Consider the following 14,471-nt stretch of genomic DNA (forward strand, 5'->3'; position numbering starts at 1 on the left):
GGGGGAAGTTAGCTTTTGGGATCAAACAGATCCGTTTTCAGCGAATCGTAATCCACTTTTTGTAACTGAAAGTTGGTGATAAAGACCTTCCCGGCTTTTTGCGACGAGATAAAGCGGTATTTGGGTACGATCTCCTGCGTCTGAATCCCGGTCCACTGGGAGAAGAAGCTCAGGAAATCGTTGGCAGAACGGCGCGCCTTGATGACGTTGTGCTTTTTATCATCGCTGGATAGCACCATAAACGGCACCTGGAAGTTCTGCTGGTATTTATCATCGTGCGCCAGATACTGCACCGCTTTTCCACGCTCTTTAAAAGCCAGACCGTGGTCGGAGAAATAGACCATCGAGAAGCTATCGGTATTCCGGCGCAGCTGGTCGTAAAGCTGGCTGAGCAGGCTGTCGGTTTGCGTCATGCTGTAGAGATAGCATGATGTCTCTTTGGACTGCACGAACTGGGCATATTTGCCCTGGGTACGGTCGCAGGCCTGCGGGTGTGAACCCATCAGGTGCAGCACAATCAGCTGTGGCTGGCTGCGGGCGGTAGAAAGTACCTGGGCGGTCATTTTCAGCAGCGCCTCGTCGCGGGTGTTTTTATCCGCTTCGAAATCACCGCTTTTCAGGAAGTGCACTTCATCGGCGCGTTTGGCGATACTGGCAATGGCGGTATCGTACTCGCCAATTTGCCCCTGGTTTGAGAACCACCAGGTCTGGAACCCCGCGCGGTTGGCGAGAGTGACGAAGTTATCCTGATACAGTGGTTTACCGTCGACCACGCGGTTCAGAGTCAGCCCCAGCGATTTTTGCGTGGAACCGCTGGCGGCAACGTAGTTGGTGAACAAATTGCCATTGACCGAGCTGGCGAATGGGGTATTGTCCCAGTGGCCGCCAAATGCACCCAGCGCGTCACGGCGTGCGCTTTCACCAATCACCACCACATAGGTGTGATATTTCGGCTTCACGGCGAGCACGTTCCAGGTGTCTTTCATATTGGAAAGCTCAGCCATACGCTGCTGCTCGTCAATGACCTCGTTGTTGTTAACGATAATGTCTTTGACGAAGCGGAAAGCCGGGTAGCCGCTATCTCTAAGTTTAAATCCCCAACCATCAATCTTGTTTTGAATCGGCTGAACGAAGAAGACGCCGATGCAGAACAGCAGACACAGCGTTTCCATCACGCCCCAGCGCCCGATTTCTGTTTCTTTACGACGTACGGCAATCACGCCGAGCACGAAAATAAATAGGCCAACCAGGTAGCTATACCACGGGAAGATGGTGAAGATTTCCGTCGACTCTTCGACGTTGGTCGAGTGAAGCGCCAGCAGGGTGTTGAAGTTCGGTGCGCCGTAGGCCTGGCTGAACGGGAAATAGAGTGCGCCTACCAGAGAATAAACCCCCAGAATGACCTTCTGCGCTTTTGGCAAGGTGCGCCATAGCAGGTGCAGCACGCCGGTAAACGCCACCGCATACAGCAGGCTAAACGGATAACCTAACGCCAGGTTAATCAGGATCGATTGTAAAAAATAAAATCCCGTCCATGGGCTCAGGGCAAGCCCACGCGCAGCGAGGGTTTCTTTCAGGGTCAGGTTCATAGATAGCAACTATAAAAACGCCATGCGCATCCCCTGGCGTCAAGGGGTATTTATTGGCCAGACAGTGCGAGAAAAGGTGTTGCAGAGGTCGGGGCTGCAAGAAGATAAAGCGTGTGTATAGTTGGGTCAACTACTCATAACGAATTGTTTTGGGAGGGAGATTGCAAAACCAGAAAATAGTCGGGGTTTTTGGAGGCAAAAAGCCAGTTTGCCACCGAATTGTGACGGAAAAATGAAGCGGCGATGCGCTCGCCGCTTAGCGGGACGGAGTGTCCTGTTGCGGTTTGTTGTTGAACAGGTCGCAAATCATACCAATCAACATTAACCGGACTTTAAAAGGAGAGTGACTAAACACGCTGATACACCTCTTGAATTCGTTCATGGTTCCTCCTGCGATTTGACTCGTCTTTCCGTGATGAGCGTTTGCATTACGTACAGATATAGCACAGGCTATATTTTATAGCTATGGCTAAAACGTTAATTTTTTGTACTCGGGTCACAATCCATTACAATGGGCTCACTTGATATGACGCGTTCAGGCGTCACACAGATGAGGAAGTGCTATGAGCCGCCGCGCAGGTACGCCAACAACAAAAAAAGCGACGCAGCTGGTGAACGTTGAGGAACACGTCGAAGGGTTCCGTCAGGTGCGGGAAGCGCATCGTCGGGAGCTGATTGACGACTATGTTGAGCTGATTTCTGATTTGATCCGTGAAGTAGGGGAAGCGCGACAGGTGGACATGGCCGCTCGCCTTGGCGTATCGCAGCCAACGGTCGCCAAAATGCTCAAGCGTCTGGCGGGCGTAGGGCTGATTGAACAGATTCCATGGCGCGGGGTGTTTCTGACGCCGGAAGGGGAAAAGCTGGCGCAGGAGAGCCGCGAGCGTCATCAGGTGGTGGAAAACTTTCTGCTGGTGCTGGGCGTCAGCGCCGATACTGCCCGTCGTGACGCGGAGGGCATTGAGCATCACGTCAGCGAAGAGACGCTCGATATGTTCCGTCAGTTTACTCAGAAGCACGGGCAACACGCTGAATGAACCTCCCTTTTATACGGTCGCTGGCCCGCGACCGTTTTTTGCACCTGCTGATTATCGTCGGCGTTCTGCTGAGCTTTTTCGTTCCCTTCATGCCGTCAAGCTGGCCTGCGGCGATTGACTGGCACACCATCATTACCCTGAGCGGCCTGATGCTGCTTACCAAAGGGGTAGAGCAGAGCGGCTATTTTGATGTCCTTGGGCGCAAAATGGCGCGCCGCTTTGCCACCGAGCGGCAGCTAGCGCTGTTTATGGTGCTGGCGGCAGCGCTGCTCTCAACGTTTCTGACCAACGACGTGGCGCTGTTTATCGTGGTGCCGCTGACCTTAACGCTAAAAAAATGGTGCGCGTTGCCGATTAACCGGCTGATTATTTTCGAGGCGCTGGCGGTCAACGCCGGGTCGCTGTTAACGCCTATCGGCAACCCGCAGAACATCTTGCTATGGGGGCGCTCGGGCCTCTCATTTCCGGCGTTTACCCTGCAAATGTTGCCGTTGGCGCTGGCGATGATGGTCACGCTGCTGGTGCTGTGTTGGTTTTGCTTTCCGGCGAAAAAGTTACAGTTTCAAAGCAGTGATATCACGCCGTCCTGGCAGCCGCGTCTGGTGTGGAGCTGTCTGGGGTTCTACCTCGTCTTTCTCACCGCGCTCGAGATGAAGCAGGAGCTTTGGGGCCTGGTGATTGTGGCCGTTGGTTTTTTGCTGCTGGCAAGGCGCGTGGTTTTCGGCGTGGACTGGACGCTGCTGCTGGTGTTTATGGCGATGTTTATCGATGTCCATTTGCTTACCCAGCTTCCGGCGCTGCATCAGGTATTAAGTGGGGTGAGTGGGCTCTCTGACGCGCCATTGTGGCTGACGGCGATTGGGCTTTCGCAGGTCATCAGTAACGTTCCATCGACCATTCTCCTGCTCAACTACGTGCCGCCGTCGCTGCTGCTGGCATGGGCGGTAAACGTGGGGGGCTTCGGGTTGCTGCCCGGCTCGCTGGCAAACCTGATTGCCCTGCGCATGGCGGCGGACCGACGTATCTGGTGGCGCTTTCATCTGTACTCTATTCCGATGCTGCTGTGGGCAGCGGCGGTGGGGTACGGGCTGCTGTTGATCCTCCGCTGATCTTTCTCCCGGCGGCGCTACGCTTGGCCGGGAAAAACCCTCTCCGACTCACAAAAAACGATCTTCAGGCTTGCGTACTTTTTCGTCTTTGCGTTATATGACTAGTCATGAAATTTAAATGACTAGTCATATAGGAGCCGAACCATGAAACCATCACTGCCCGCCAACTTCCTCTGGGGCAACTCTGTTTCCAGCATGCAGACCGAAGGCGCCTGGAATGAAGGCGGCAAGGGGATGTCGGTCTACGATATTCGCGAACCGAAAGAGTTCGCCTCTGACTGGAAGGTGGCGACAGATTCTTATCATCGCTATGAAGAAGATTTTGATTTAATGAAAGACCTGGGCATGAACTGTTACCGCTTCCAGATTGCCTGGAGCCGCGTATGCCCAACCGGCGACGGTGAGTTCAACGAAGAGGGCATTGCTTTTTACGACCGTTTTATCGATGCGCTGATCGAACGCGGCATTGAGCCCATGATCTGCCTGTACCATTTCGATATGCCGCTGGCGATGGCGGAAAAATATAACGGCTTTACCGACCGTCGCGTGATGGAAGCGTTTATCCGCTACGGTAAGAAAGTGATCGACTGCTTTGGCGACAAGGTGACCTGGTGGCTGACATTTAACGAGCAGAATCTCTACCACATGCCGGAAACGTTCCTGATCTCCGGCTATATGCGCGGCGACAAAACCCTGCGCGAGCTTTATGAAATTCAGCACCACGTGATGATGGCCCACGCTCACCTCACGAACTACCTGCACGACACCAAACCGGGCAAGTTGATGGGCGGGATGCTGGCGCACGCCCAGGTTTACCCGGCCACCTGCAAGCCACGCGATGTCTTCTGCGCTCAGCAGCTTGATGAGTTCTTCAACCAGAACCTGCTGCGCGCCTTTGCGGGCGAGGGCTACAGCCCGGAAGTCATGCACTTCGTTAAACAGTCCGGCTTTGACGACATCTATCGTGAGGAAGATTTGGCGGTGCTGGCGACCATGAAAAACGACTACATGGCCTTTAGCTACTATGCCAGCCGCACGCTCAACAGCGACGCTATCCCGGAAGGCACGGCGGTGAACAACTATATGCTGTTTGGCGACACGCCGAACCCGTATCTGAAAGCCACTGAGTGGAACTGGCAGATAGACCCGCTCGGTTTTCGCAGTATCATTACGCGCTATTACAATGACTGGCGTCTGCCGGTGTTCCCGATTGAGAACGGCATTGGGGTGATCGAATCCTGGGATGGTGAAAACATCATCGAGGATGACTATCGCATTGCCTATCATCGCGACCATATCAACGCCATGAAAGCGTCGATGTTTGAAGATGGCGCAGAGGTCATTGGCTATCTCGGCTGGGGGCTGATTGATATTCTTAGCTCGCAGGGTGATATGCGTAAACGTTACGGTGTGGTCTACGTCAACCGTGAAAACCATGATTTGAAAGACCTGAAGCGTGTACCGAAGAAAAGCTATGAATGGCTGAAAAAAGCGATTCATAGCAACGGCGAAGAGATGTAACAACGGGAGTGGGTAATGGCGGCGAAATACATCGCGATAGCGCGGGAAATTAAAAAACGGATTATCAGTCGGCAGTATTCTGCCTCTGAACCATTACCCGATCAGTTTGCGCTGGCGGCGGAGTTTGGTACCAGCCGGATGACGATACAGCAGGCCATGCGCCAGCTGATCGTCGAAGGGCTGGTGTATACCCGCCAGGGGCAGGGCACGTTTGTGCGTAAGAATTTCCTGCAACTCTCCCAGTGGGACGTTCCCGGAACCGACTACTCCGGAGCGACGGAAACCTGGGAACATCTTGGCACCGTGGAAAGCCAGGTGATTCGCTTTGAACTGCGCTTCCCTACGGAAAAAGAGCAGGCTTCACTGCTGATTAACGCCGATGCGCCGGTCTATGATTTTGTGCGCCTGCGTCTGCTCAACGGCGAACCGCTGTCGCTTGATATCACCGTGATGCCGGTGTCGCTGGTGCCGGGGTTAAGCAAAACGCACCTTGAAAGTTCGGTGTTTCGCTATGTGCAGGAAAATCTGGGCCTGAAGATGATGGGATCGTATCGGGTGGTGCGGGCGATTAAACCCGACGCGCTCGATCAGCAGCATTTAAGCTGTGAACCCGGCGACCCGGTGCTGGAAGTGGAGCAGGTTATCTATCTGGATGACGGCACGCCGCTGGAGTACGCGCACTGCCACTATCGCTACGACCATGGCGGCATCGTGATAGTCAATAATGGATAAAAAAATGGCGGGTGATTAACCCGCCATTTTTGTTTTGTCGCCCGAACGATGTTCGTGTAGGCCCGGTAAGCGAAGCGCCACCGGGCAATGTCAGGCAATTAGTTCAGACGAACCGGCATACCGGAACGGTTTTTAACCGCCTGGTCAACGATGCTCTGGTCAACGTCAGGCTGGCTGGTCACGCTCTGCACGGCTTTAGTCAGCACAACCGGTACGGTTTCGCCACCTTCAAACTGCGCTTCGGTGGTGGACAGCGGGTTGTGAACTTCCATGAAGCGGCTGCCATCTGGTTCGGTCGTCACTTTCACAGGCTCATCAATGAACTGTACGCGCGTACCGACTGGCACGTTCTGGAACAGGAATTTGATGTCTTCGTTACGCAGACGCACGCAGCCGTGGCTCACTCGCAGGCCGATACCGAAGTTAGCGTTGGTGCCGTGGATGGCGTACAGACGGCCGATATACAGCGCGTACAGACCCATCGGGTTATCCGGGCCAGCAGGAACGACGGCTGGCAGCGGGTTACCGGCTGCGGCATATTCGGCGTGCATTTTCGCCGTTGGGGTCCAGGTTGGGCCCGCTTTCTTACGTTCTACTTTGGTGGTCCAGCTGATAGGCGTATCTTTGCCCAACTGGCCGATACCGATTGGCAGCACGATCACGGTGTTGGTGCCTTTCGGATAGTAGTACAGACGCATTTCTGCGCTGTTAATGACGATACCTTCATGCACGGTGTCCGGCAGGATCAGCTGCTGAGGGATGTTCAGCACGCTACCGCCTTTCGGCAGGTAGGTATCCACGCCAGGGTTAGCTTCCAGCATGTTAGACAGACCCATCTGGTACTGGGCCGCGAAGTATTCCAGCGGTTGCTTATTGTCTTCAGGGATCGTGATGACCTGATTCTGACCGACAATGCGGCTCCCATCGGTTGGCAGCGGATACGTAACCGCCGATGCCGTATTACAGAAGCCTACGACAGCAAGCGCCGCAGCGAAAAGCGTAGTTAATTTCATGTTCATGTTGTGCGAGGTATCAGTGCCATTACAGCGGTTGTTTGAGAATTCAGACTGTTGGTAGGAGCGCATTATATGTGCATTCCTTGTCGCAGGGAATTCGGATGTGTACGAAATCACATTTTTTTCACTTGAGTTACAGTTTAGTCACTGGCGAAGGCGGGCGCTTTTTATTCTCAATTGTGGCAGAATAGGCGGTTTGTCACATTCTTCAGGATACTCCCGTGTTAGTTACTAGCAACGTTACCATGCAGTTTGGCAGTAAGCCGCTGTTCGAAAACATCTCCGTCAAATTTGGCGGCGGCAACCGTTACGGCCTGATTGGCGCAAACGGGAGCGGCAAATCTACCTTTATGAAAATCCTCGGCGGCGATTTAGAGCCGACGCTGGGCAACGTTTCCCTCGATCCGAACGAACGCATCGGTAAGCTGCGTCAGGATCAGTTCGCCTTCGAAGAGTATTCCGTACTCGACACCGTTATTATGGGTCACGGCGAACTGTGGGAAGTGAAACAAGAGCGCGACCGCATCTACGGTCTGGCGGAAATGAGCGAAGAAGACGGCTACAAAGTGGCCGACCTCGAAGTGCTTTACGGAGAAATGGACGGTTACTCCGCGGAATCACGCGCCGGTGAACTGCTGCTGGGCGTGGGTATTCCGCTGGAGCAGCACTACGGTCTGATGAGCGAAGTCGCGCCAGGCTGGAAACTGCGTGTGCTGTTGGCGCAGGCGCTGTTCTCTAACCCAGACATCCTGCTGCTCGACGAACCAACGAACAACCTGGACATCGATACCATCCGCTGGCTGGAGCAGACGCTGAACGAACGCGACAGCACCATGATCATCATTTCGCACGACCGTCACTTCCTGAACATGGTCTGCACCCACATGGCTGACCTCGACTACGGTGAACTGCGCGTGTACGCCGGTAACTACGACGAGTACATGACTGCGGCGACCCAGGCACGTGAGCGTCTGCTGGCCGACAACGCCAAGAAAAAAGCGCAGATTGCTGACCTGCAATCCTTCGTTAGCCGCTTTAGCGCCAACGCTTCTAAATCTCGTCAGGCGACCTCTCGTGCCCGTCAGATTGACAAAATCAAGCTCGACGAAGTGAAAGCCTCCAGCCGTCAGAACCCGTTCATCCGTTTCGAACAGGAGAAAAAACTGTTCCGTAACGCGCTGGAAGTCGAAGCGCTGAGCAAAGGCTTTGATAACGGCCCGCTGTTTAAAAACTTCAACCTGATGATGGAAGTCGGCGAGAAGATTGCCATTATCGGTGCCAACGGCGTGGGTAAATCCACCATGCTGAAAACTCTGGTGGGCGAACTGACACCGGATAGCGGTACCGTGAAATGGTCCGAGAACGCTAGCATTGGTTACTACGCGCAGGATCATGCCGAAGATTTCGATAACGATCTGTCGGTGTTTGACTGGATGAGCCAGTGGAAACAGGAAGGCGACGACGAGCAGGTGGTACGTGGCTTCCTTGGCCGTCTGCTGTTCAGCCAGGACGATATCAAAAAGCCTGCGAAGGTGCTCTCCGGTGGTGAGAAAGGCCGTATGCTGTTCGGTAAGCTGATGATGCAGAAACCAAACATTCTGGTGATGGATGAACCAACCAACCACCTGGATATGGAATCTATCGAATCACTGAACATGGCGCTGGAAATGTATCAGGGCACCCTGATCTTCGTTTCCCACGACCGTGAGTTTGTCAGCTCACTGGCGACCCGCGTGATTGAAATTACCCCAGAGCGCGTGGTGGACTTCAGCGGCAACTACGAAGATTACCTGCGCAGCAAAGGTATCGACGGTTAATCCCGTATCGCATCCCGATGGCGCGAGTGCCATCGGGAGTTTTTGGCGACATAACTGCTAACAAACAATTCATCAACAATCTCTCGAAACCCCCGCCACACCATAATTCCTGCACAATTTTATGAAGAAATGACTCCCGCAGATTCATTGATGGCGGAAGAGGCGATGCAAGAATTCATGCTCTACACCAGCACGGACGACAGAACACTTTATCGTTACCAGATACGGCAGTGCGGCCCCGTTTTCTATATAACGATGAGTCGGATAGAAAACGACGTTGAAGTAGAACATTTTGGTACCCGGGTAGTTAGCAACATCACCCGCCAGGACGTGATTGAAGAGTGTCTGGCGCACTGTCGACGACGAAGTCATACCGAGGTCTGGCGGCGGCGAAAAGCGTTGCTGACCGGGGTGCGAAACTGGCTGGTGTGCAGCGTAGCGATGCTGACTTTTATTCGCCTGGCCATTGTCAAAAGTTAACCCTACCGCTCAACCCTTGAACGGAGCAGATGCTGATGATCATTATGCTGCTGGTGGTCAATGTCGTTTTGTACGGTGTGCTGATTGGTTTTTTGATTGCGGCGGCGTGAGAGACACACCGTTTGGGCTGGTAGGTTTAAACAAGCCGGACAGGGTAAACGGCTGCCCGGCGTTGAGCGATTATCGGTGGTGATGTATTACCGGAAGAGGAAAACCGTTGCTGGCGTCAGAGGGGCCGCTGAACGTCGCCGGGCCGTATGCCTGTGCGATAGAACCATCGTTGTCGTCGTCAGAGAAACGACTCAGTGCCGTGGTTTTCGTTTGAGGATTTTGCGCAGCGGTTTCCTGCAAAGGGCGCTCCTGGAAGGCCAATGCGCTGGTAGAGCTGAGCAGTAATGCCATTGCCATCGTGGTCACTATTTTCATACTTTTGGGTCCGCAAATTGAGAGGGCATTCTGAAGGTATAGCGAGCACAAAAAAAACGCCATGAGCGGTTACACTCATGGCGTGCTTTGTTACCAATGGAAAACAATCAGCGGTTTATCCACTCTTCAGCGGCGACGCCGTTAATCAGTAGCTGACGTTTTTCCCCGTCAGGCAGCGTCACCTTCAGCGCCTTCCACGCTGGACGATAATCGCCGCGCGCGTTGACCTTCAGGTCAATGGTACTGCCGGTGCAGACCATCTCCCATTCCAGCCACAGCGCGTTGCCCTGCTGGTATCCCCACGACTCACCGTCATCTTCAAACAGCAGGCCAGACGTGCTGCCCATGCCTTTCAGCGGGTACAGCTTGAGCTCGCGCTGCGTATCCTCGGCGGCGTTCACAAAGGTAATGCGCTCGCTCATTGGAATACCGGCCCCAGCGCGAACCAGCAGGGGTAGCTTCTCTAGCGGTGCATCGATAGTTATCCATTGGCCGCCGCTGAACCACTCACTGGTGTAAAAATCGTACCAGCCAGCCTCGTTATCCGGCAGCCAGACGCGGCGCTCGCGCTCGCCTTCTTCCACTACGCTTGCGACCAGAATATCGCGGCCGAGCAGGAAATCGTCGCACTCCGCAAAGGTCTGTTCATCGTGCTCGTGGTCGAGAAACGTTGGGCGCAGCATCGGTTCATCGTCGGCATGCGCCTGCCACAGCAGCGTGTAGAAATACGGCAGCAGGCGGTAACGCAGTTCAATCGCGCTGCGAATGGCTGGCGTAATAGCCGGGTACATCCACGGTTCGTTGACGGTATGGTCATCGTTCCAGGAGTGGATAGTAAAGCGCGGGTGCATTACGCCGTTTTGTACCCAGCGCACGAACAGTTCCGGGTCCGGTTTATCGCCGGAGAAGCCGCCAACGTCATGCCCGAGGTTGTAGAGGCCAGACAGGCTCATGCCCAGCCCCATGCGGGTGTTGTAGCGCAGGGTATCCCAGTTGGTGCGGTTATCGCCGCTCCAGGTCTGCACGTAGCGCTGCATCCCGGCGCAGCCGGAACGGGAAATCAGGTACGGACGCTTGTTCGGCGCAAAGCGTTGTTGGGCTTCCATTGAGGCGCGAATCATCAGCAGCGGCATCACCGGGCGAATATGCTTGATGGCAATCTCTTTGCCAAAGCCGTGGCAGCGCGCTTCGCCGTCCCAGACTTCAAACTCGTTGTTATCGTTCCAGGTCGAATCTATGCCCATCTCCAGCAGCTGGCTGGTAACGCCGTTCTGCCACCAGGCCACGGTCTGCGGGTTGGTGAAGTCGAGATGTGAACCTTCATCATCCCAGAAGCTGGAGCGCTCCGGGCCGTCGCTTTCGGAATCGCGAATAAACAGCGCCTGTTCCGCCACCTCGCCGTAGCGCGGGTGATCCTGCAACAGGCACGGCTTAATGTTCGCCGCCAGATGCAGACCGGCATCGTGGAACGCCTGGCTCATCACCTTCGGCTGCGGCACTTTGTCGTAGTTCCAGTTGAACACATAGCGCTTGCCGTTAATCGAGGTGTAGCCGGAAGAGAGCTGGAACGAGTCGCACGGAATGGCATGTTCGTCGCACAGGCGAATAAAGTTCATCAGCTGGTTTTGCGCATCCGGCGCGTCGGTGTAATGCATGGTGGAACCGCTGTAGCCGAGGCTCCATTTCGGTCCGAACAGCGTTTTACCGGTCAAGCGAACGAAGGCTTTGGTCACGTCGAGCACGCGCTCGCCGGTAAACAGGTAGTAATCGATATCCCCGGCTTCGGCCTGCCAGCGGCGGTAGGCGGTGTGATAGTTATCAATTTCGTTACCGAGATCCAGCCAGCAGCTACTGAGGTTGTCGTAAAACAGCCCGAAGCTCACGTCGTCGCGGCGGGTGATGGTAAACGGAATATGTTTGTACAGCGGGTCGGTGCTGACCGCGTTGTAGCCCATCGCGTCGAGGTTGCGCATTTCATAACGCTTGCCGCCACGCTGTAAATCCCCGGCTTTATCGCCAAGGCCATAAAAACGTTCATCTTTACGGCGGCTCTGATAGTGCGCCACGCCGTCGCCGTGGGCGTTGACCAGATAGGCGCTGGTCGGGCGGTCGTTCACCAGTGGCTGCCACTCTCCCTCGGGGTTACGGTAGTGCCATTCGATCCACAGCGGCTGGTGGACGGTGGCGCGTAGGGAGTCGGTTGTCACCGTTATGGTGTCGTCCTGCTGGCCCAGCGTCCAGGCCGGCAGGGTAAAGCCGCTGAGATCCTCACGGTCACGCCCTTCCCACGGCACATCCTGCGATGGGGCGATACTCCAGGTGCGATCCAGCGCCAGCTCGCCTTTGCGTTTTAACAGTACGCGGAACAGATTTTCTTCCAGCACGTACAGGCACAGGGTGTGCTGGCCGTCGACCAGCAGCTCGACGTGATGGGTTGACTGTTTTTGCAGGGTCCAGTTTTTCAGCGTTTTCATGTCTACATCCACTCTCAGGCGCGTTTTGCGCGACGTTCAGCAATAAAAGAAACCAGGAAGATGGCGCCAATCAGGTCGAAGAAACCCATGGCGATAAACAGCGGGTTGAAGCCGATTTTGTCGGCGGTCACCCCGATAATCAGGGAAAAGATGAAGCTCGCGATCCACGCGGCGGAGCCACGCATACCGTTCACGGTCGCCATCTGGCCTTTATCGAAAGACTCCACCACCAGCGCGCTCAGCATGCAGGAGATAATCTGGTGGCCGAAACCGCCAATCGACATCAGCACCACGGCGACGATAGGATCTTTAGTGAGCGCGACCACGGCGAGTGAGACCATCAGGAACGCGCCGGTCACGGAGCTTGCCACGGTGGAGTTAACGCGTGAGCAGCCAAACAGACGCACATACAGGCGGGTTAAGTAACCGCTGGCGACGCTACCGAGATCGGCGGCGAGGAAAGGCAGCCAGGCGAACAGGGCGATCTGCTTGAGATCCATGTTGTACTGCTTGGCGAAGTAGAGCGGCATCCAGAAGCTGAATACGGCCCAGGCCGGTTCCGCCATAAATGCCGGGATCGCGATGCCATAGAAGCGTTTGTTTTTGCCGACGGTTTTCAGCGCAGTGAGGAACGGCAGCTTGACCGGCGGCGCTTCGTTATCCTGGCGGATATAGTCCAGCTCGGCCTTGCCCAGGTTCGGGTGTTTGTCTGGGTTATAGTAGAACGCCCACCACAGCACGACCCAGGCAAGCGCCAGCAGACCGGTAAACATAAATGCGCCCTGCCAGCCGAAAGAGGCGTGAGCAAAGTAGATGATCGGCGGCGCCAGCATTGCGCCAATAGAAAAGCCTACGCCCGCCCATCCTGCCGCTACCGGGCGCTCGGATTTCGGGAACCATTCGCCAATCGTTTTGGCGTTTGCCGGGGTTGCCGCTGCTTCCGCGCCGCCCATGAAGAAACGCAGCAGCGCCAGATGTATCCAGTTTCCGGCCCCCGCATGCAGCAGACAGGCCAGCGCCCACAGGCTGGCGCAAATCATAAAGCCCAGCTTGAGGCCAATCACATCAATCAACCATCCGCACAGCGGCTGGAACAGGGTGTAGGCAATCTGGAATGCCCCGACTATCCACGAATACTGTTCGGTGGTGATCCCAAGGCTGGTTTTCAGCTCTGGGGCTAGAATGCCCAGCGAGTTACGGGTGATGTAGTTCACGGTCACGCCGAGTAAAAAGAGGACCAGCATCCACCAGCGCAGGTTTTTCACTACGCGGCGCGTTTTGCTGACGGCCATATCATTATTGATACCCTGGCTCATAGGGTTCTCCACAGGATGATGTAGGGGACGATGCGCCAACTGCGTGGGAGAGTTGTCACACCACTTTTATTAACGTTTTGATTGTTATCATTTTTGTTTTTGTTCACTTCCACCGTTCTTGTATGGAAGTTGTTCTACCAATTCACAGTAGGAGACAATAAAAGCGAGGGAAAGCGGGTTTTGTGCACGTTTTTTCATAACTGGTTGATATAGATTACGTACAAGCATTCAAAGCCCAGCAACATGCGGTTTTTATGTCATGAAAATTCTTTCATTTCTGAATTAGAGGCGGATCACATAATGGAAAAGAAACTAAAAATCGCGGAAATTGCCGCGCGAACCGGGCTCTCCGCCAGCACCGTTTCGCGGGTATTGGCAGGGAAGGCCAACACCAGCGAACGCGCCCGGGAAAAGGTGCTGGCTTGCGCCCGTGAGCTGGGGGTAATGGACGGCATGGCAGCAGGCCGCATGCTGTTGAACAACCTGATAATCTTCGCGCCGCCGCGGGCGTTTGATGAACGCTCGGATATCTTCTACTACCGCGTGATTCAGAGCATCAGCAAGGCGCTGGCGCCGCACGAAGTCCGTCTGCGCTATTGTCCGCTGGAAGAAAACGACAGCGATCCCGCGTTATTTCTCTCGCGCATGAATGAAGTGGAGACGCAGGCCGCCGTTTTGCTGGGCATTGACGATCCCCATATTCACGATCTGGCGGTCGATCTCGGCAAGCCCTGCGTGCTGATCAACTGCCGTGACGATCGCATGCGACTGCCTGCCATCGCGCCGGATCACCGTACGATCGGCGCATTTGCAGCCCGTTATCTGTTTGAAATGGGCCACCGCGAGGTGATGAACGTGATGTGTTTGCGCCGCTACACCATGGAGCAGCGGCTGGCGGGCATTAAAGAGTCGTGGCGGCAGCACAATCTCGTTTTTCAACACGAGCGTGATTTG

The 14,471-nt window shown here is 54.9% G+C and carries 13 protein-coding genes; 7 read left to right on the forward strand and 6 right to left on the reverse strand.

All coding sequences use genetic code 11. From position 1 onward, the window contains the following. Positions 1–8 precede the first annotated feature (8 nt). Together GKAS_RS04480 and mntS are read right to left on the reverse strand one after the other, a co-directional pair. Positions 9–1,589 carry a phosphoethanolamine transferase gene (locus GKAS_RS04480; RefSeq protein WP_035892277.1) on the reverse strand — a complete coding sequence of 527 codons (1,581 nt, stop codon included), beginning with the start codon at positions 1,587–1,589 and terminating at the stop codon, positions 9–11. Positions 1,590–1,845: 256 nt separating this feature from the next. Beyond that, positions 1,846–1,971, reverse strand: coding sequence for a manganase accumulation protein MntS (gene mntS, locus GKAS_RS04485; protein WP_035892278.1), 126 nt, complete (start codon positions 1,969–1,971; stop codon positions 1,846–1,848). 181 nt (positions 1,972–2,152) lie between these two features. On the opposite strand from mntS, the gene mntR reads away from it, so the two are divergent. The 4 genes from mntR (at position 2,153) to GKAS_RS04505 (ending at position 5,988) form a co-directional block, all read left to right on the forward strand. Beyond that, positions 2,153–2,626 (forward strand): manganese-binding transcriptional regulator MntR, encoded by a 474-nt coding sequence (gene mntR / locus GKAS_RS04490; protein ID WP_035892280.1) that lies wholly within the window; start codon positions 2,153–2,155, stop codon positions 2,624–2,626. Further along, positions 2,623–3,735, forward strand: a complete 1,113-nt coding sequence (locus GKAS_RS04495) for an anion transporter (RefSeq protein WP_035892281.1) — start codon at positions 2,623–2,625, stop codon at positions 3,733–3,735. The genes mntR and GKAS_RS04495 overlap by 4 nt, the downstream gene beginning before the upstream one ends. 144 nt (positions 3,736–3,879) lie before the next feature. Then, complete coding sequence (locus GKAS_RS04500) at positions 3,880–5,256, forward strand: glycoside hydrolase family 1 protein (RefSeq protein ID WP_035892282.1); 1,377 nt, start codon at positions 3,880–3,882, stop codon at positions 5,254–5,256. 15 nt (positions 5,257–5,271) lie between these two features. Continuing rightward, a complete protein-coding gene (locus GKAS_RS04505; protein WP_035892283.1) occupies positions 5,272–5,988 on the forward strand; it encodes a GntR family transcriptional regulator in 717 nt (238 codons plus the stop codon). Positions 5,989–6,086: 98 nt separating this feature from the next. Here the strand turns inward: GKAS_RS04505 and ldtB are convergent, their stop codons facing one another. Then, positions 6,087–7,007, reverse strand: a complete 921-nt coding sequence (gene ldtB, locus GKAS_RS04510) for a L,D-transpeptidase (protein WP_035892291.1) — start codon at positions 7,005–7,007, stop codon at positions 6,087–6,089. Positions 7,008–7,225: 218 nt separating this feature from the next. On the opposite strand from ldtB, the gene GKAS_RS04515 reads away from it, so the two are divergent. Next, a complete protein-coding gene (locus tag GKAS_RS04515; protein WP_035892284.1) occupies positions 7,226–8,821 on the forward strand; it encodes an ABC-F family ATPase in 1,596 nt (531 codons plus the stop codon). A gap of 165 nt (positions 8,822–8,986) precedes the next feature. Further along, positions 8,987–9,301 (forward strand): hypothetical protein, encoded by a 315-nt coding sequence (locus tag GKAS_RS04520; RefSeq protein ID WP_035892285.1) that lies wholly within the window; start codon positions 8,987–8,989, stop codon positions 9,299–9,301. Positions 9,302–9,481: 180 nt separating this feature from the next. Here GKAS_RS04520 and GKAS_RS04525 read toward each other — a convergent pair whose 3' ends face one another. The 3 genes from GKAS_RS04525 to GKAS_RS04535 all read right to left on the reverse strand — a co-directional run bounded on the left by GKAS_RS04525 (position 9,482) and on the right by GKAS_RS04535 (position 13,517). Beyond that, positions 9,482–9,727 carry a hypothetical protein gene (locus GKAS_RS04525; RefSeq protein ID WP_035892292.1) on the reverse strand — a complete coding sequence of 82 codons (246 nt, stop codon included), beginning with the start codon at positions 9,725–9,727 and terminating at the stop codon, positions 9,482–9,484. 107 nt (positions 9,728–9,834) lie between these two features. Next, a complete protein-coding gene (locus tag GKAS_RS04530) occupies positions 9,835–12,201 on the reverse strand; it encodes a glycoside hydrolase family 31 protein (protein WP_035892286.1) in 2,367 nt (788 codons plus the stop codon). A 14-nt stretch (positions 12,202–12,215) separates the two neighbouring features. Further along, complete coding sequence (locus GKAS_RS04535; RefSeq protein WP_035892287.1) at positions 12,216–13,517, reverse strand: MFS transporter; 1,302 nt, start codon at positions 13,515–13,517, stop codon at positions 12,216–12,218. Positions 13,518–13,817: 300 nt separating this feature from the next. Here GKAS_RS04535 and GKAS_RS04540 point away from each other — a divergent pair. Then, the coding region (locus GKAS_RS04540; RefSeq protein WP_035892288.1) for a LacI family DNA-binding transcriptional regulator at positions 13,818–14,471 on the forward strand (654 nt) is incomplete at its 3' end.

Source organism: Kluyvera ascorbata ATCC 33433 (assembly GCF_000735365.1).
GTDB lineage: Bacteria > Pseudomonadota > Gammaproteobacteria > Enterobacterales > Enterobacteriaceae > Kluyvera > Kluyvera ascorbata.